This window comes from Haemophilus paracuniculus (genome assembly GCF_002015115.1).
Lineage (GTDB): Bacteria > Pseudomonadota > Gammaproteobacteria > Enterobacterales > Pasteurellaceae > Haemophilus_E > Haemophilus_E paracuniculus.
In genome coordinates this window covers 62,012-80,786 of record NZ_MUYA01000013.1, presented here as the reverse complement: position 1 = coordinate 80,786, position 18,775 = coordinate 62,012, and the positions used below count along the sequence as shown (strand labels likewise).

The 18,775-nt window shown below is 47.3% G+C and carries 18 protein-coding genes; 4 read left to right on the top strand and 14 right to left on the bottom strand.

What is annotated here, in order from left to right; translation table 11 throughout:
• Positions 1–34: 34 nt before the first annotated feature.
• The 12 genes from B0187_RS08870 to B0187_RS08815 all read right to left on the bottom strand — a co-directional run bounded on the left by B0187_RS08870 (position 35) and on the right by B0187_RS08815 (position 9,697).
• The gene (locus B0187_RS08870; protein ID WP_078237511.1) at positions 35–895 is read right to left on the bottom strand and encodes a SirB1 family protein; all 861 of its coding nucleotides are present in this window, start codon (positions 893–895) and stop codon (positions 35–37) included.
• On the bottom strand, positions 868–1,749 hold the full coding sequence (prmC, locus tag B0187_RS08865; protein WP_078237531.1) for a peptide chain release factor N(5)-glutamine methyltransferase: 882 nt from the start codon (positions 1,747–1,749) through the stop codon (positions 868–870). Before prmC ends, B0187_RS08870 begins: the two co-directional genes overlap by 28 nt.
• Before the next feature lie 2 nt (positions 1,750–1,751).
• Positions 1,752–2,747, bottom strand: coding sequence for a DNA adenine methylase (locus tag B0187_RS08860; protein WP_078237510.1), 996 nt, complete (start codon positions 2,745–2,747; stop codon positions 1,752–1,754).
• Entirely contained in the window at positions 2,744–3,598 is an 855-nt protein-coding gene (locus tag B0187_RS08855) for a hypothetical protein (protein WP_078237509.1), read from the bottom strand. Before B0187_RS08855 ends, B0187_RS08860 begins: the two co-directional genes overlap by 4 nt.
• 12 nt (positions 3,599–3,610) lie before the next feature.
• Complete coding sequence (locus B0187_RS08850) at positions 3,611–4,102, bottom strand: hypothetical protein (RefSeq protein ID WP_078237508.1); 492 nt, start codon at positions 4,100–4,102, stop codon at positions 3,611–3,613.
• A 40-nt stretch (positions 4,103–4,142) separates the two neighbouring features.
• Entirely contained in the window at positions 4,143–5,225 is a 1,083-nt protein-coding gene (prfA, locus tag B0187_RS08845; RefSeq protein WP_078237507.1) for a peptide chain release factor 1, read from the bottom strand.
• A 115-nt stretch (positions 5,226–5,340) separates the two neighbouring features.
• A complete protein-coding gene (gene bioB, locus B0187_RS08840) occupies positions 5,341–6,339 on the bottom strand; it encodes a biotin synthase BioB (RefSeq protein WP_078237506.1) in 999 nt (332 codons plus the stop codon).
• Between the two features lie 13 nt (positions 6,340–6,352).
• Positions 6,353–6,961, bottom strand: coding sequence for a recombination mediator RecR (gene recR / locus B0187_RS08835; RefSeq protein ID WP_078237505.1), 609 nt, complete (start codon positions 6,959–6,961; stop codon positions 6,353–6,355).
• Positions 6,951–7,136 carry a Trm112 family protein gene (locus B0187_RS08830; RefSeq protein WP_078237504.1) on the bottom strand — a complete coding sequence of 62 codons (186 nt, stop codon included), beginning with the start codon at positions 7,134–7,136 and terminating at the stop codon, positions 6,951–6,953. The genes recR and B0187_RS08830 overlap by 11 nt, the downstream gene beginning before the upstream one ends.
• A gap of 1 nt (position 7,137) precedes the next feature.
• Positions 7,138–8,118 (bottom strand): tetraacyldisaccharide 4'-kinase, encoded by a 981-nt coding sequence (gene lpxK / locus B0187_RS08825; RefSeq protein ID WP_078237503.1) that lies wholly within the window; start codon positions 8,116–8,118, stop codon positions 7,138–7,140.
• A 1-nt stretch (position 8,119) separates the two neighbouring features.
• A complete protein-coding gene (gene rsgA / locus B0187_RS08820; protein ID WP_078237530.1) occupies positions 8,120–9,157 on the bottom strand; it encodes a small ribosomal subunit biogenesis GTPase RsgA in 1,038 nt (345 codons plus the stop codon).
• Between the two features lie 129 nt (positions 9,158–9,286).
• Positions 9,287–9,697: a DoxX family protein gene (locus tag B0187_RS08815; RefSeq protein ID WP_078237502.1), complete on the bottom strand. Its 411-nt coding sequence runs from the start codon at positions 9,695–9,697 to the stop codon at positions 9,287–9,289.
• A 207-nt stretch (positions 9,698–9,904) separates the two neighbouring features.
• Between B0187_RS08815 and B0187_RS08810 the strand changes: the two genes are divergently transcribed.
• Positions 9,905–11,788: a monovalent cation:proton antiporter-2 (CPA2) family protein gene (locus B0187_RS08810; protein ID WP_078237501.1), complete on the top strand. Its 1,884-nt coding sequence runs from the start codon at positions 9,905–9,907 to the stop codon at positions 11,786–11,788.
• 251 nt (positions 11,789–12,039) lie between these two features.
• Positions 12,040–13,458: a sucrose-specific PTS transporter subunit IIBC gene (locus B0187_RS08805; RefSeq protein WP_078237500.1), complete on the top strand. Its 1,419-nt coding sequence runs from the start codon at positions 12,040–12,042 to the stop codon at positions 13,456–13,458.
• A 142-nt stretch (positions 13,459–13,600) separates the two neighbouring features.
• Here the strand turns inward: B0187_RS08805 and tal are convergent, their stop codons facing one another.
• The gene (gene tal, locus B0187_RS08800) at positions 13,601–14,551 is read right to left on the bottom strand and encodes a transaldolase (RefSeq protein WP_078237499.1); all 951 of its coding nucleotides are present in this window, start codon (positions 14,549–14,551) and stop codon (positions 13,601–13,603) included.
• Positions 14,552–14,704: 153 nt separating this feature from the next.
• Positions 14,705–15,547 carry a DNA ligase gene (locus tag B0187_RS08795; protein WP_078237498.1) on the bottom strand — a complete coding sequence of 281 codons (843 nt, stop codon included), beginning with the start codon at positions 15,545–15,547 and terminating at the stop codon, positions 14,705–14,707.
• A 267-nt stretch (positions 15,548–15,814) separates the two neighbouring features.
• Here B0187_RS08795 and glpA point away from each other — a divergent pair, with 267 nt between their 5' ends.
• Together glpA and glpB are read left to right on the top strand one after the other, a co-directional pair.
• A complete protein-coding gene (glpA, locus tag B0187_RS08785; RefSeq protein WP_078237496.1) occupies positions 15,815–17,497 on the top strand; it encodes an anaerobic glycerol-3-phosphate dehydrogenase subunit A in 1,683 nt (560 codons plus the stop codon).
• The gene (glpB, locus tag B0187_RS08780) at positions 17,487–18,773 is read left to right on the top strand and encodes a glycerol-3-phosphate dehydrogenase subunit GlpB (RefSeq protein WP_078237495.1); all 1,287 of its coding nucleotides are present in this window, start codon (positions 17,487–17,489) and stop codon (positions 18,771–18,773) included. The genes glpA and glpB overlap by 11 nt, the downstream gene beginning before the upstream one ends.
• Positions 18,774–18,775: the final 2 nt, after the last annotated feature.

The following is an 18,775-nucleotide window of genomic DNA, read 5'->3' as shown; positions in this document are numbered from 1 at the left end:
CCCAAGCCTTTGTTTTTGCTATTTAAATAATTGTTTAATGAACCGCCACATTCTTACTCTGTCTTTCCAGCCCTGCCACTTCTAGTTTTAGTACAAGGGCGGACGGATCTTCGGGGCATTGGTCGATGAAGTAATTGATGTCTTCAAGGGCGGCGTGGTAGCAGTCCATACTGGCAAGCACCATTCCTCGATCACGGATTTCGTAAGGATCTTCGGGGTTGAAGCTCAAACGATATTGGATAATCCGCAGGGTTTCTTCATATTTTCCTTCGCCTGTGAGAGCCATTTTGAACAGGGTTTCGAGGCGTTCGAGTAGCTCGCTAGTGTCGGCGCGTTTGAGTAGTTTTGGCGTGATTTCCGCTTCATAGCCCGCCTCGCCCTCTAACCATTTGGTTAGCTGTTCCATTGAGAGAAACGAGCCGTCCGCAGGGTTGAGGAATTTCACTGAAATCTGACCGCTTGCTTCTCGCAATTCCGCTCGCAAAATAATTTGGGTCGGGAAGCTGACCGCAAACAGCGGTAAATCCAACACCGAAGCGAGGTAGAGCATTATCGCCGCCATTGACACCGGCGTGGCTTGGCGGTGGCGTAGCACGCGGTTGAGCAATAAATGATCGGTTTTGAAGTATTGCTGATAAGCGGTTTTAAAGCCTTGATCTTCAAATAAAAATTGTACCAACTGGGCTAATCGTTCACGGTCGCCCTCGCCATTCACTTGATATTTTGCCCGTTTGACGAGGGCAGACATCAAGCCAAAAATTTGCGGTTTGCTGGTGTTTTCATCAATTAGCACACTCAAACGCACCATTTCTTGATAGAGGAATTTTTGCAATTCGGTGGGCGTTGGGGTGGGTAAGTCGATATTTTTTAAAAAGTCTTCGATGATTTTGTCCATATTGCTTTGGTTACTCGGTCGTTACCGCCATAATCTTGCAGGGTTTCAATTTCAACCCATTGATTTTGTTGAAAAATTTGCTGAACGGCAGCTGCTTGTTGCCAGCCGTGTTCTAAGATTAACGCCCCGTTTGGGTGCAAATAAAGCGGTGCGTTTTCGATAATTTTTTGCAAATCAGCCAGCCCATTTTGCTCGGCAACAAGGGCGGAAAGGGGCTCAAATCGCACATCGCCTTGACGTAAATTGTCGTCATCTTGATCGATATAGGGGGGATTACTCACGATCAAGTCGAATTTTTGCGAAATTTGCTCAAACCAGTCGCTCTGTTTCACTTCCACATTATTCAGCCCTAAGGCTTGGCGATTTTGTTCGGCAAGTTCGACCGCTTCGATCTGTTTATCCACCGCCACGATCTGAGCTTTATCGCCCAGCTCGCTCGCCAACGCCAACGCAATCGCCCCCGTTCCCGTGCCTAAATCAAGGATACGCAGAAATTTTTGAGAATCCAACCCCTTGTAAGCCCAAGCCAACGCCACTTCGACTAGCCGTTCCGTATCAGGGCGAGGAATGAGCGTAGCAGGCGAAACCTTCAACGGCAACGACCAAAACTCTTTCTCGCCCAAAATATACGCCATCGGCTCGCCTTTGGCACGCCGTGCCAGCAAAGTGGCTAACAGCTTTAATTCAGCCTCGCTCAACACCGTTTCCGCAAAGGCAAAAAGGGCGGATTTTGAGCGTTTTGTCACCGCTTGCAACAGCAAATTCGCATCGGTTTGCGGGTTCAAAAAGGGATCATTCCCCTGATTTTCCGCAAGGGTGGCAGTGGCGAAAGTGAGCCATTGCTGATAATTTATACTCATATTTTTTCTAAAATATGCAGATATTCTATTGTTTTATTATCGCTATATTGACGATTGCTATCTGCTTTAAATCTTTGATACTCTTTTGATATAAAATCATAATGTCCATATTGGGAACATATTTTTTTTATATCATTCAAAGAAAGTAATCCTTCGTTATTGTAGCTGATAAAAATATATTTGAATTCAGCTTGTTGAATTAAATCATTAAAAGCACTATAGACCGTATTTTTTTTGCAGTATTGTGACTTTACATAGTCTCTTAATCCAGTTTTTCCCTTTGGGATAAAATCATCATATAGAGCAATCGTATTTAATAAGTGATAATTTGCACCGTATTGCCTACTATTATAGGGAGGATCTAAATAGAGTATATCACCAGAAATTTTTCTTACAAGCCGATTACTTTCTTCATTATAGACTTCGGTAATACAATCTGCTTCGTCAAAAAGAGCAGGCTCCAAGATCATTTTTCTTTGAGCAGTTCTTTTCAATTTTTTTAAATATGCTCCATATACTGACGCTGTATTCGCATGCTTATCAGCACTTTCTAATAGAGAAGCTAGGCAAAAATAATATATTTCACTAGAAATTTCATTAGCTTGATAAAGCTGTTCAATATTTTGCCTAATTTGATCTATTTTTTTTCCATTTTCTTCAGAAAAGTACAATCTCCCAGCATTACCATTCTCGCTATATTGTGAAAAAATAAAATTTCTATTATCTTTTATTCTATTTTCTTCTAGATAGTTAAATATGTCATAAAAATTAAATTTTCTTTTGTTTTCTATGTAATTTTTATTAAGAACATAACTATAATACTCCAAATCATTCGTAATAATCTTTTTTACTTGTGTTTTAAAAGCATTGCCAATTACCCCAGTTCCAGCAAAAAGTTCACAAAAAGTTTTGCTTGGTATATCACTAACAACATTGTTAATAGTTGAAATAATAAAGGGAGCTAGTTTATTTTTAGAACCAATATAATTCATTCTAAATCATTTGCTAGTAAGATAACAAATGCCTCAGTTTGGTATGCCTTTTCTCCTGTAGATTTATGCTTATATTTAAAGTTTATTTTATAGGGCTTATCTAATTTGTTATTTTCAATGATTTTTTTAATTTGGATAGGTTCAATATCTTCATCAAGATAGACAACAAATAAGCGAGGTTCAGCCCCAAAACGACCCTCATCTTGATAAGTATAAAGATATTCTGCTACGATTTCAGGATGTGATAAAGCATATTTTTTCCAATTATCTCCAAAATTTTTTTGGAATTGTTTAGTAGGACTACGAGCAACTTTTTGATCAAAACTTATTCCATTAATAAAGAAATCTAGACCTCTAGAATGATATAAAGTTGGAATAATATTCTCATTATTAACAAAAATAAGTGTCTCTAAATAGTCATTACGTTCAGTATTAATTTCTTTAATTCTACGATAACGAACGGCCGCTTCTCTTACTTTGTTATCTTTAAGAGAACGACACTCATTAGTTGCATTAATTGTCTGAACAAAACTGTCAAATTGTCCTTGAGAGAAAGGCCAATCTATATCTCCAAAGCCTAATAACTTCCATTCACTAAGAAGAATTTTTACATTGTTTTCTCCAGATAATCCATTTTGATATTTTGGGGTTTCTTTAAATAGAGAACGAATAACTGGAATTGCACAATTGTAGTCCCAAAGTTCAACAATAAGATTATAAGCCTCTTTGGGAGTTTTTGGCTTTAATGATGGATTAAGTTTTTGTAAAAATTGAATAGCATTTTCTTTGTTTCCAAAAATTTTTTTTACTATTTCTGAATTGATAGTTCTCTTTATGTCAATATTGTTCATTTTATATTCCTTTTATTTCCCTCGCACACAACGCCCTGCGTAGCCATTGCCCTCTTTTACCAGTTGTTTGAACTCAAAACGGTTCGGGCTAAATTGGGTGAGGGCAAAGGTGACGGTGGCGGATTGTCCGTCTAGCTCTCGGAGCATTGTCGACACGCGTTCTTCAAGGCGGAGATCGTTGGAACGAATGCTCTCTCGGCGAAGTCCTGATTTGGTTAAGCGAAAGATCAAGCGGTTATTTTTGAGCTGCCATTTGCCTTGCCCTTGGGTTTTGTAGCTGAATAACGGCTGAAAATTGGCGATATAGTTGATGGTTTCGCTCGTTTTCATTGTGCCGTTGTCATGAAATTGATACTTATCAATGGTGGTAAAACCCAAATCTTTGTATTCGGTGGTGCAAGTCCAGTTACCAACCAATTCCGACTGGCTCACCGCCACTTTGCTGGTGCTTGAACAGCCTAGCAACGCAAGGCAAAATCCCCCTGCGAGTAACCTTTTTTTCATCTGCTTTCCTTGTAAAAATTCGTCGAGATCTGACCGCTTGTTAGCCCTGATCGGACAGCGCCGCCAACTGATCCGCTTGATATTCGGTGATGATCGGTTGGATCAACTCGTCAATTTTGCCGTTCATCACTTCATCGAGGCGGTAAACGGTGAGGTTGATACGGTGATCGGTCACACGCCCTTGCGGATAGTTGTAAGTGCGGATTTTGTCGGAACGGTCGCCCGAGCCGAGCAAGTTGCGGCGAGTGTCCGCCTGCTCTTGGGCTTGTTTCTCTTTCTCAACTTGCACAATGCGAGAAGCAAGCACCGCCAAGGCTTTGGCTTTGTTTTTGTGTTGCGAACGTTCGTCTTGGCATTCCACCACAATCCCCGTTGGAATGTGAGTAATTCGCACCGCCGAATCAGTGGTATTCACGTGCTGACCGCCCGCCCCTGATGAGCGGTAAGTGTCGATACGTAAATCCGCTGGGTTGATTTCAGGCATTTCGCTCTCTGGCAATTCGGGCATTACCGCCACGGTGCAAGCTGAGGTGTGAATCCGTCCTTGTGATTCGGTTTTCGGCACGCGTTGCACACGGTGTCCGCCCGATTCAAATTTCAACTGACCATACACGCCCTCGCCACTGATCTTGACGATAATCTCTTTATAGCCCCCTTGTTCACTTTCATTTGCCGAAAGTTCCTCAATTCGCCAGCGTTTGCTTTCGCAATAACGGCTGTACATACGATAGAGATCGCCTGCAAAAATGCCTGCTTCATCGCCCCCCGTGCCTGCACGGATTTCAAGGAAGGCATTGTATTCATCGTTCGGATCTTTGGGTAAGAGTAGAATTTGTAACTGCTGTTCGACTTGCTCGATTTCTGCTTTGTTTTCGGCAATTTCTTCGGCTGCCATCTCTTTCATATCAGGATCATCGAGTAAAATTTGAGCGTCTTCAATGTCGCTGTTGAGCTTTTTCCAACGGTTAAACGCCCCCACCACTTCTTCAAGTTGGGCGTATTCTTTGGAATAGGCACGGAATTTTTCTTGATCGTTAATCACCGAGGCATCGCCCAACAAGGCTTGTAGTTCCTCGTGGCGTTCGCTCAAACTTTCTAATTTACTGATAATAGATGCTTTCATTGTTTCTCAATTTGACTGTCAAAAATGGCAACTATTGTAGCCGAAATTCGGGGAAATTGCTTGATACAAGGGGTAGGATTTTGTGAAATTTCCCAAAATCCCACCCCTTGTAGGGTTAATTGAGGGGTAAGGGGGTGAGATCGAGTTTTTGCATTAGCAAGCGGTCGTGATCTTGCTCGGGGTTGTCGGTGGTGAGTAATTTCTCGCCGTAGAAAATTGAGTTCGCCCCTGCCATAAAACATAAGGCTTGCATTGCTTCGGGCATCTCGTGGCGACCTGCGGAAAGTCGCACATAGCTGTTTGGCATTGTGATTCGAGCCACCGCAATGGTGCGGACAAACTCTGTCCAATCAAGAGGTTCTGCATCGGCAAGTGGTGTGCCTTCCACTTTCACCAGTTGGTTAATCGGTACGCTTTCAGGTTGAGGGTCGAGGTTGGCAAGGCTGGCGATTAAGCCTGCTCGCTCGGGGCGTGTTTCGTTCATTCCTACGATTCCCCCACAGCAGACTTTTAGCCCTGCGTGGCGAACTTTGCCGAGGGTGTCCATTCGATCTTCGTGTTGGCGGGTGTGGATCACTTTGTGGTAATGCTCAGGGGCGGTGTCGAGGTTGTGATTGTAGTAATCTAAACCTGCCTGTTTCAAATCTTCCGCCATTCCGTCTTCAAGCAAGCCGAATGTACCACAGGTTTCTAGCCCTAAGGCTTTCACCGCTTTGATGATTTCACTGACGACCGCAATATCTTTTGGCTTTGGCCCACGCCACGCCGCCCCCATACAAAAACGGCTTGCCCCTCGCTGTTTGGCAATTTTCGCTTTTTCGACAATTTCGCTGATGTCGAGCATTGCTTGCTTTTCTAAACCTGTGTCGTAGCGAGCGGACTGCGGACAATACTCACAATCTTCGGGACAACCGCCTGTTTTAATTGAAAGCAGGGTTGAGAGCTGAATTTGTTGCGGGTTGAAATGTTGGCGATGCACTTCCGCCGCTTTAAACACTAAGTCTAAAAATGGCATTTCAAATAATGCTTCGACTTCGCATTTCCGCCAGTATTGGGCGGTTGGGTGAGGCGACATTTCGCTTTTGGCTTTGAGTTTTACGGCGTAAGTGGTCATTTTATTTTCCTTTTTAGCTGAGGGTAATCTCTCGCCGCCCCGAGAGGGAATGGGAAAGGGTGGTGCTGTCCACCGTTTCCAAATCACTTCCTGCGGGCATTCCGTGGGCGATGCGGGTTACTTTGATATTGTGGGCGAGGCACATTTCGGCGATGTAGTTGGCGGTGGCGTCGCCCTCAATGGTCGGGTTGGTGGCGATAATCACTTCGTGGAACGACTCTTCCTCTAAACGGCTTTGCAATAAATCTAAGCCGATTTCACGGGGCCCGATGCCGTCAATCGGCGATAAATGCCCCATTAACACAAAATAACGCCCTGCAAATTGCCCTGTTTGTTCCACCGCTTGAATATCGGCGGGCATTTCGACTACGCAGAGCTGTCCGCTCATTTGGCGGCGTGGATTTTGGCAGATGTTGCAATGCTCTTGCTCGGTAAAGGTGCGGCAAGATTGGCAATGCCCGATATGCGTAAGGGAATCGTGCAACGCTTTGGCGAGGTTCAAGCCCCCTTTGCGGTTGCGTTGCAGCAGATGATACGCCATTCGTTGGGCGGATTTCGGCCCGACCCCTGGTAACACTCGCAGGCTTTCGATCAGGTTTTCGAGTAGCGGACTAATTTGCATTCTGTTCCGCCCCGTCTAATGGTTGAGCCTGTTCGGGCAGTAGCACGGGAATACCGTTTACAATCGGATACGCCACTTTGGCTTGCGGGCTGATTAAGCGATTATGGGTTTTATCCCATTCTAATTTGCCGTTGGAAAGCGGGCAGGCGAGCAGGGCGACTAATTTTTCATTCATTCTATTTTCCTAATTTTTGTAAGATTGGATCGAGCAAGCAAGCGGTATCTTCCGCTGAAAATTGGGCGGAAACGGGCAGATACCACCAATTTTCGTGAGCGAACGCTCGGCATTTTACCGCGTCTTTTTCGGTCATCAATAACGGGGTGTTTTCGTCCGCCAATTCGCTAAGTTGTGTTTCATTGAAAGGCTGATGATCGGCAAAGCCCACCGCATTTTTAAGAGGAATGTTGAGGGATTGCAACATTTTGAAGAAACGGGGCGGATGCCCGATCCCTGCGATTGCCATATTTGGCTGCTGTTGAAACGCCGAGAGAAGCAAGCGTTCGGCGGTTTTGAGGTTGATCGCCTGTTGTGGTTCAAGGCTCATTTGATATTCGCCCGCTTGGGCGGAAATTCCGTTGCAAATCACCGCTTGCACCGAGTTCAAACGGCTCGGCAGTTCACGCAATCCCCCCGCAGGTAGCACAAAACCGTTGCCAAAACGGCGTTCGCCGTCCACCACCACCCATTCAAAATCTCGTTGCAGGGCGTAGTGTTGCAAGCCGTCATCGCTGATGATTAAATCCAGCTCAAACTGCTGTAACAGCAGTTCAATACTCTGTTGGCGGTTGGGGGAAATGGCGAGCGGTACGCCCGTACGTTGCACGATCAAAACAGGTTCATCGCCCACCATTTCCGCCGAACTTTGGGCGGTAACGAGCTGCGGAAAATCTTTACTTTTTCCGCCATAGCCACGGGAAATCACGCCAACCTTTACCCCACGCTGTTGCAGTTGTTCCACCAACCACACCACCACAGGGGTTTTGCCGTTGCCACCCACGGAAATGTTGCCGACAATCAAAACAGGCACGGGCGAGCGGTAGGATTTGAGAAAATTTTGGCGATAGAGCCATTTTCTGCCTTGGCTAATCAGCCAAAACAGCAGTGAGAACGGGGAAAGTAGCCACGTTAGCCACGAGCGAGTTTGCCAAATCTTCATCTTAAATATCGAGGGTGCGGAAATGCCGTTGGCTTTTACTTTCTTGACGGCTTTCAATTAAACGGTGGTAGTTTTCAAAGCGGGTTGGGTCTATTTTGCCAGCCTCAACCGCTTCACGAATGGCACATTGCGGATCGTCTTTGTGCTTGCAATCACGGAATTTGCAAGTGCCGAGAAAATCGGCAAATTCACGGTAGCCAAGGGTAATTTGCTCGGGTTCTAAATGCCACAAGCCAAATTCACGAATGCCTGGGGAATCAATCAAATTGCCTCCTTGTGGCAGATGATAGAGGCGAGAGGCGGTGGTGGTGTGTTGCCCCAGCCCTGAGGTGTCGCTCACCGCCCCCGTGAGGGCGTTTACTTCTGGCAACAGTTGGTTGATCAGGCTGGATTTTCCCACCCCCGATTGCCCCACGAAAATGGACGTGCCTTGTGCCAAATAGCGGTGTAATGCGTCCATATTTTCGCCCGTGTCGGCGGATAGGCAGAGGGTTTGATAGCCAATTTTGCGATAGATTTCGAGCTGTTTTTCCACTTCGGCACGTTCGGCTTGATTGAGCAAGTCGATTTTATTCAGCACGATTAAAGCAGGAATGTTCGCCGTTTCGCAAATCACTAAATAGCGGTCGATAATGTTGAGGGAAAGTTGCGGAATGACCGCCGACACAATAATAATCTGGTCGATATTCGCCGCCATTACCTTGATCCCGTCATAATAATCGGGGCGGGTCAGCTCGTTTTGGCGAGGGTGAATCGCCTCAATCACACCGCTGATCCCCTGCAACTGCTCACTGCCCAATCGCCACGACACCAGATCGCCCACCACCACATTTTTCAGGGTTCGGCGAAGATTGCAACGAAAAATCTCACCGCTTGCGGTTTCCACATCGGCGTGTTTGGCGTGGCGAGTAACCACTACCCCTTGTTGCACCTCGCCCAACATCTCATCTTGCCACTCAAAATCGGCTTTGCTGATTTTTTTGTGATGATTGGAATGGATACGGCGTTGTTGGTTTTGGGTCAGTCTGCGTTTGCTCAAAATAAGATTTTCAATCGGAAAAAAGTGGCGAAAGGATACCGAAAATCGGGGGAAAAGGAAAGCGGACAACAGATAATAAAAAAGGGGCAAATGCCCCTTAAATTTCTTAAAAACTTACCGCTTGTTCGACTATTTTGTGCCGAAAAGTTTGTTATCGAGTGAGAATTTGCCCGCCCCTGTAATGATGAAAACGAGGAACATCATACAGTACATAATCGCCAATTCGCCACCGTTCAATAATGGTAGGAAAAGGTTTTCCGCTTTGGCGTGCATAAAGAAGTAAGCATATGCCATTTGACCCGCAAGCAAGAACGCCGTTGGACGGGTAAATAAGCCCAAAATAATGAACAATCCGCCCACGATTTCGATGATTCCACCCACGCCGTAGATTGAGAATAATTCAACGCTACCGTTACCGCCTGTCATTGACATTGGGAACTCGAAGAATTTTGACGTGCCGTGTAAAAGGAACATATAACCTGAAACCACACGGGCGAGTAACAACACAAATGGACTTAATTTTTCAATAAGAGAATTCATAATTTGCTTTCCTTTGTTAAAAATTCGTAAAAAACGGTTGCCATTATAGCGGTAAAAATCAAAAGATCAGCACCTTAACGTGAAATAGACTGTTTACTAGAATGAAATAATCCTGAAAAAATGGCTGGAACGATCCCAAAATTCGTTCAAATTGCTAGAATATCCACGTTTTTTTTATTTTTTAGGCAGTGTTTTGAGGAAGTCATTATGGCAATGGATTTTCAACATCTAGCAAGTTTGGCAAGTACCGAACTGGGCAAAGTGGTGGTGTTGCTGATTGCGAGCATTACCATTGTGCCGTTATTTAAACGAATTGGGCTGGGCAGTGTGCTGGGCTATTTGGTGGCGGGCTGTGTGCTTGGGCCTTCGGCGTTGGGGCTGTTTCAAGATCCGAAAGCGATTGTGCATATCGCCGAATTGGGCGTGGTGATGTTCCTGTTTATTATCGGCTTGGAAATGCGACCTGAATTGCTGTGGTCAATGCGAAAAGCGATTTTCGGGCGAGGTTTTTTGCAGGTGGCGAGCTGTGGGGCGTTGCTCACTTTTGCAGGGATTTATCTTTTGAAATTACCGAAAGAGGTGGCGTTTATCGCAGGAATGGGCTTCACTCTTTCTTCCACGGCGATTGTAATGCAGGTGCTGGAAGATCGGGGCGTGAGTTCCACCCCGAAAGGGCAGCGGATTGTGTCCACTCTCTTATTTGAAGATTTGGCGATTGTGCCATTATTAGCGTCAATTGCTTTTCTTGCCCCTGAGCAAGTGGAAGCGGAAAAAACAACCAACTGGGCGGCGATTGGCTCGGGCTTGATCGGCGTGTTGATTTTGGTGGCGGCAGGCAAATGGTTGATGAATCCGCTGTTCCGTGCCATTTCTAAGGCAAAAGTGCGTGAAATGATGACCGCCGCCGCCCTGTTGGTGGTGCTGGGGGCGGCGTTGCTAATGGAATTGAGCGGACTTTCAATGGCGATGGGGGCGTTCGTGGCTGGGGTGATGTTGTCGGAATCCTCGTTCCGCCACCAACTTGAAGCGGATATCGAACCCTTCCGTGGCTTGTTACTCGGCTTGTTCTTTATGGGGGTGGGAATGTCCCTCGACCTCAACCTTGTGATCAACGACTGGCTGTTGTTGCTCTCGATTGTGGCGATTTATGTATTCGGCAAGGGGCTGGGCATTTATTTGGTGGGCTTAACCACCCGCTTGTCTCACCGTGAATCCATTATGCGAATGGCGATTATGTCCCACGGTGGTGAATTTGCGTTCGTACTGTTCTCGGCTGCGGCGACCGCTGGGGTGCTGACCGCTAATATGCAAGCGACTTTCACGGCGGCGGTGATTGTGTCGATGTTGCTCTCGCCGTTGGTGCTGATTGTGATTCAAAAAATCGTCAGCCGTAAAACCGCCAAAGCCGATGAAACCAATTTGAGTGGCATTGAATTTGCCGAAGATGAAGATCTCGCTAATAAAGTGGTGGTGATCGGCTTCGGGCGTTTTAATCAAATTGTCTGCCAAGCCTTGCTCGCCCGTGGGGTGGAAGTTACTGTGATCGACAACAACACCGACCGTATCCGTGCCGCCGCCACGTTCGGCTTTAAGGTTTACTATGGCGACGGCTCACGGATTGACGTGCTGCGTGCAAGCGGTCTGGAAAACGCAAATTGTATTATTCTCGGCATTAACAACGAAGCCCACAGCAAAGCGATTGTGGAACAGATCAAAAGTGAGTTTCCGCTCGTGCCGATTTTCGCCCGAGCCTACGACCGCCGCACCGCCGTTGAGCTGAAAAAATTGAATGTGGATTTCCAAATTCGAGAAACCTTTGAATCGGCGTTGGTGCTGAGTAAAGCGACTTTGGTGCGGTTAGGCGTGGACGAAGTGGAAGCGAACGAAGTGATCGAACAGGTGCGAGCCTTAGACCAAGAACGCCTCAACGAAGAGTTGCTACACGGCGTTTCCGCCGAAACCACCCGCAAATACTTCACCCCAAAACCGTTGGTGCAACCGCAACAATATGCGGAAGCCCTCAATGAAGAAGCGGCGGATATTTTGGAAGACGAAAGCGAAGAACAGGCGAACCCGTCTGAAAAAGTTTAACAGCAGATTGAGTTAAGGACACCTTTGGGTGTCCTTAATTTTTTTGAGGAAAATTTACCACAATCTCACCGCTTGTTGAGTGGGTTTTGCTCAAATTTCCCAAAATCTTGACAAAAATCCGTGCTAAATTTGCTAAAAATGTGATCTAGGTTACAAAACTAAAATGTTTTAGCAAAATTTGCTTTTTTAGCTAAAACGTTTTAGTTAAAATGCAAACGTTTTTATTTTGTTTATTTTTGAAGGTGGTACTTATGGATTTTCCAAAAATCGCCCAACAAGTGATTGAAAAACTTGGCGGGAAAGACAACATCGCAACCCTTGCACACTGTGCAACCCGCTTACGTTTAACCGTAAAGGATCAAGCGAAAATCGACAAAGAGGGCATTGAGAACATTGACGGCGTGAAAGGTCAATTCTCAACCGCAGGTCAATATCAAATCATTTTCGGGTCAGGCACGGTGAACACCGTTTATGCGGAAATGAATAAATTACTCGGCTTGGGCGATATGAGTACCGCCGAAGTCGCTGCCGCAGGGGCTGAAAACCAAAACATCTTGCAACGCTTGGTAAAAGGCTTGGCGGATATTTTCGTGCCGATCATTCCTGCAATCGTGGCGGGCGGTTTGTTAATGGGTATTCACTCAATGCTGACCGCAAAAGGCTTCTTTGTGGAAGGAATGAATGTGATCGATATGTATCCAGGCATTGCGGATTTAGTCGATTTAATGAACACATTCGCCAACGCACCATTCGTGTTCTTGCCTGTTTTACTCGGTTTCTCAGCCACCCGTAAATTCGGCGGAAACCCATATTTAGGGGCTGCGTTGGGTATGTTGTTGGTTCACCCTGCCTTGGCAGACGGCTGGAACTACGCCTTAACCCTTGCAAGCGGTAAGATCCAATACTGGAACGTGCTTGGCTTAGAAATTGAGAAAGTGGGCTATCAAGGCACAGTAATCCCAACCCTCGTTTCCGCTTGGGTGTTGGCAACCTTAGAAAAATCATTCCGCAAGGTTGTGCCGTCTTACCTCGACAACTTAATCACCCCGTTATTCTCACTCTTTATCGCAGGTTTCTTAGCGTTTACGGTGATCGGTCCATTCGGTCGTGAAGCGGGTTCATTGATTAGTGCAGGCTTAACGTGGTTATACGACACCTTAGGTTTCGTGGGCGGTGCGATTTTCGGTACATTCTACGCCCCAATCGTTATCACAGGTATGCACCAAACCTTTATTGCGGTAGAAACCCAATTATTGGCGGAAGTGGCGAACACGGGCGGTACATTCATCTTCCCAATCGCGGCAATGTCTAATATCGCACAAGGTGCGGCGTGTTTAGGCGTGGCGTTCGCAATGAAAGACGCCAAAGTGCGTGGCTTAGCTGTACCGTCTGGTATCTCTGCATTACTCGGTATCACGGAGCCAGCAATGTTCGGCGTGAACTTACGCTACCGCCAACCATTCATCGCAGCGATGATCGGTGCAGGTTTATCAAGTGCATTCATCGCATTCTTCAACGTAAAAGCGATCGCCCTCGGTGCCGCAGGTTTCTTAGGAATCCCATCAATCAAACCTGAAAGCCTCGCAATGTACAGCGTAGGTATGGCAATTTCCTTTATCGTCGCGTTCAGCTTATCAGTAATCCTTGTGAAAAAAGCACAAGCGAAATAAGCCTAACGGAAACAAACAACGCCCTCGAAAGAGGGCGTTTTTTTATGGGGCAAGGGGGCAAAATGCAAAATTTATCAAAATCCCACCCCTTGTAAAGGCAAAATAAAACCCCGCAGTTGCGGGGTTTTTAACAGGATATAAATTATAATTTTGCGGATAACATCGCTTCCAATTTCTCTTGGTCAATCGCAAATTTGCGGATACCTTCCGCTAATTTTTCCACTGCCATTGGGTCTTGGTTGTGCTGCCAGTAGAATTCCGCTTCCGTTAATGGGGCTGGGCGAGCTTTGATTTCGCCGTTGAACGCCAGTTTACGCACAAGCGGTGCGTTGCTTTCTTGTAGCTCTTTCAAAAGTGGTGGGGCGATGGTTAAGCGGTCGCAGCCTGCCAATTCGGTAATTTCGCCCACGTTACGGAAACTTGCCCCCATTACCACGGTGTTGTAGCCGTGTTCTTTGTAGTAGTTGTAGATTGAGGTAACCGAAATCACACCTGGATCTTCCGCTGGGGCGTACTCTTTTTTGTCGCTGTTGGCTTTGTACCAGTCGAGGATACGCCCCACAAATGGCGAGATTAAGTAAACGCCTGCTTCGGCACAAGCACGGGCTTGGGCTTGTGAGAACAGTAGGGTTAAGTTACAGTTGATCCCCTCTTTTTCTAGCACTTCGGCGGCTTTGATCCCTTGCCAAGTTGAGGCGATTTTGATCAAAATGCGGTCGTTGCTGATGCCCGCTTGATTGTAAAGGGCGATCAATTTGCGTGCTTTCGCAATCGTTTTTTCAGTGTCGTAAGAGTAGCGAGCGTCCACTTCGGTTGAAATGCGTCCTTTCACCACTTTCAAAATTTCCAAACCGATATTCACCGCCAATTTATCTTCCGCATCAACTAACTGCTGGGCTTTGTCGTTGCTTTGCGCTTTGGCGTAAGCCACCGCTTCGTCAATTAACGGGGCATATTGTGGCAATGCCGAAGCACTTAAAATTAAAGACGGATTAGTCGTTGCATCTTCTGGTTGATAGGCTTTGATCGCATCAATATCGCCGGTGTCGGCAACGACCACAGTCATCTCACGCAATAAATCGAGTTGGCTCATAAAAATTTCCTCTTTTGAATAAAATGAAAAGTGTGCCTATGATAACAGCAACCAAACCAAAATGCGGTAATAATTTTGTGAGCCAGATCACATTTTAGAAAAGGCAGCCTTGCAAGCGGTTAAAATTTGCCAAAATCTGACCGCTTGCGAGGGCTAAGGTTGCTTTTCTGACCCATTTTGATCCGCTCGAATACGGTAAAAAGTCGCAAAACGTGGTTTGCCCGATTGGGTTAGCCCTCGATATTTGTAGGTAATTAGCGAGCCTATCGGTGGTGGATTTTCGCGTTGCTGATCGCTAAAACCCGAGCCGATCCGAAACCGCCCCCGCTGATTTTCGCAGGTAATCGCCCCCAGCCGATTAGCATTTTTGCCCCTGCCTTGATGATGAGCCACCACCGTACATTCTTCATCGAAAACTGCTTTAAGTTTCACGATTTGTGCCGATCTGCCGTGAATATAAGGGGAATTGGGGTTTCGCACCACCACGCCCTCGCCCCCTTGTTGCTGAATGTGTTGAAAGAATTGATCGAGGTGCGAACGGCTTTCAATCGGAATCTGCTCAATGATCTCAATGTAGGGCGAAGGGCGTTGGGCGAGATATTGGCGTAGCACGCCCAGCCGAGCGAACAAATCCCCCTCGGCATTTGGCACATCAAACACATAGAGCTTCAATTTATACCACCCTTTCGGGCTTGCCGAACGCACGGTGGCGGCAATTTCCTCGAATTTGCCTCGCTCACTAAACAGCTCTCCGTCAATCGCAAAGGGCGGAAAATCCTTGATGAAATAGTCGGGCGGTGCGAGGGGATTGCCCTGCCGACTGATTAACTGCGAACCGTCCCAAAAACCTCGCACACCGTCCAGTTTTTCGCTCATCACCCAACCGCTTACCTCTTGATTTTGAAACTGCCCCAACAGCATTAAATCAGGGGCTTTGCCCCAAACCGTTTGGCTCACAAGCGGTAGGATTAGCCATAAAAAACGCCATTTTTTCATCATTTCCCCCTTTGAATTTTGGGCTACTTTATCTGAAAAAATGGCTGCGGTCTGATTGCGATTTCAATTAGTCGATCACGATCACAAAAATTTTCCAAAATCCCACCCCTTGTATTCCTTTTCTTCTTTCCTATCCGCCCAAAAACGTGATCTCTTTCACAGTTTTGATTTCTTTTTCGCTCATTTTGTTGTTCTAAAACGCTCATTTGCTTACAATGTCTGCAAATTTTATTTGCTTTTGAACATTTATTTTTTGTGGGGCGGACGATGAACATTTCAGCTCAACTTTATCGCAATGTTGCCGATTTTTCGCCGATTTCGACCGATGTGATTATTATCGGCGGTGGGGCGACGGGGGCGGGCATTGCACGGGATTGTGCCTTGCGGGGCTTGCAGTGTGTGTTGTTGGAACGGCGAGATATTGCCACGGGGGCAACGGGGCGGAATCACGGCTTGTTGCACAGTGGGGCGAGATATGCCGTGAACGATCAGGAATCGGCACGCGAGTGCATTGAAGAAAATATGATTTTAAAGCGGATCGCTCGCCACTGCATTGAGGATTCCAAAGGGCTGTTTATTACCTTGCCCGAAGATGATCTGAATTATCAAAAAACCTTTATCGACAGTTGCACCGCTTCGGGCATTGAGGCGGTGGCGATTGAGCCTGATCTCGCCAAGGTGTTAGAGCCGTCCGTCAATCCTGAATTGGTGGGGGCGGTGGTTGTGCCAGACGGTACGATTGACCCCTTCCGCCTGACCGCTGCCAATATGCTCGATGCGACCGAAAACGGGGCGAAAATTTTTACCTATTGCGAAGTAATCGACTTGATCCGCGAGGGCGGAAAGGTGATCGGCACCAAAGTTTACGATCACAAAAATCGGGTCGAACGCCAATTTTTCGCCCCCGTGGTGGTGAACGCAGGGGGCATTTGGGGGCAGGGGATCGCCGAATATGCGGATTTGAGCATCAAAATGTTCCCTGCCAAAGGGGCGTTGCTGATTATGGGACATCGAATCAACAACCTTGTGATCAACCGTTGCCGCAAGCCTGCCGATGCGGATATTCTCGTGCCAGGCGATACCATTTGCGTAATCGGCACGACTTCCAGCCGTATTCCTTACGATCAAATCGACAATATGGAAGTTACCCCCGAAGAGGTGGATATTCTGTTCCGAGAGGGCGAGAAACTTGCCCCGAGCCTACGCCACACAAGGGTTTTGCGTGCTTACGCTGGGGTGCGACCGTTGGTGGCGGCGGATAATGATCCCTCTGGGCGGAATGTCAGCCGTGGCATTGTGTTGCTCGATCATCAAGCGCGAGACGGCTTAGAGGGCTTTATCACGATCACAGGCGGCAAATTGATGACCTACCGTTTAATGGCGGAATGGGCGACCGATCTCGTTTGCAAAAAATTAGGCAAAACTGACCGCTGTACCACCGCCGAGCGTCCATTACCTGGGTCAAACGAAACCGCCGAAGAAACCCACCGCAAAACCATTTCCCTGCCGAACCCGATCCGCATTTCCGCCGTGTATCGGCACGGTTCGCGAGCCAGCCGATTACTCGATAGCGAGCGGTTAGATCGTTCCCTCGTGTGCGAATGTGAGGCGGTTACTGCTGGCGAAGTGCGTTATGCGGTGGACGAATTAAACGTGAATAATTTGGTCGATTTACGCCGCCGTACAAGGGTCGGAATGGGAACGTGCCAAGCGGAATTATGTGCCTGCCGAGCCGCAGGGCTAATGGCTCGCTTTGAAGTGGCGACACCGCAACAATCCACCACCCAGCTTGCGTCCTTTATGGAAGAGCGTTGGCGGGGCATTCAGCCGATTGCGTGGGGCGATGCGATGCGTGAGGCAGAATTTACTAGCTGGATTTATTACAGCTTACTCGGCTTGAACGATGTGCAAGCGAGCGAGGCACAAGGGGTGAATAACAATGAATTTTGATGTAGTGATTATCGGCGGTGGCTTGGCAGGCTTGACCTGCGGAATCGCCCTGCAACAACAAGGCAAAAAATGTGCGATTATCAACAACGGACAGGCGGCGATTGATTTTTCGTCTGGCTCAATGGATCTGCTCGGGCAGCTTGCAAGCGGTCGGAAAATCCACTCTTTTGCACAAAATTTCACGGCACTTTATCAACAGTTGCCAAATCACCCTTACTGCTTGATTGGTAAAGAGAAAACCCTCGCACTCGCCGAGCAATTTCACGCCTTGGCGAAATCCCTCAACCTCGCTTTGCACGGCACAACGGAACACAATCATTATCGCGTTACCCCCTTGGGCGGTTTGCGTTCGACTTGGCTTTCGCCCGACAGCGTGCCAACGGTGGCGAGGGGCGAGGCGTTTCCGCACCGCAAAATTGCCGTGTTAGGGATTGAGGGCTACCACGATTTCCAACCGCAACTGCTGGCGGACAACCTCAAACAGCAATCGGCGTTCGCCCATTGCCAATTTTCGACTGCCTACCTCAACATTCCCGAGCTGGATTATTTACGCCAAAACGCTCGCGAATTTCGTAGCGTGAATATCGCCCAAGTGTTGGAACACAAGCTCTCGTTCGCCGATTTGGTGCGAGAGATCCAACAGGCGAGTGGCGAGGCGGAAGCGGTCTTTTTGCCTGCTTGTTTTGGCTTGGACGATCAACAATTTTTCAACAGTTTGAAACAGGCGACAGGTTTGGCGTTGTTTGAATTGCCGACCTTACCGCCCTCTCTGCTCGGCATTCGTCAGCACAAACAACTTCGCCACCGCTTTGAGAAATTGGGCGGTTTGATGATGAACGGCGACCGATCCGTGCGAGCCGAATTTGAGGGCGGAAGAGTGGCGAGAATTTATACGCAACTGCACCAAGAGGAAGCGATTTCCGCCCAAGATTTCGTATTGGCTTCGGGCAGTTTTTTCAGCAACGGTTTGATCGCCGATTTTGATCGGATTTACGAACCTGTTTTCGGGGTGGATATTGCCCCTTGCAAAAATTTCGCCGCAACCGACCGCTTGTCGTGGACGACCGAGCGTTTTAGCCAGCCGCAACCTTACCAATCAGCAGGGGTAGCGATTAACGAGCGTTGCCAAACGGCAACAAGCGGTCAGATCGTGTCAAATCTTTACGCCATCGGCAATGTGATTGGCGGTTTTAACAGCCTCGAACTCGGTTGCGGTTCGGGCGTGGCGGTGGTTACCGCCCTGTTCGTCGCCGAACAGATCGGACAGAAAAATTAGGG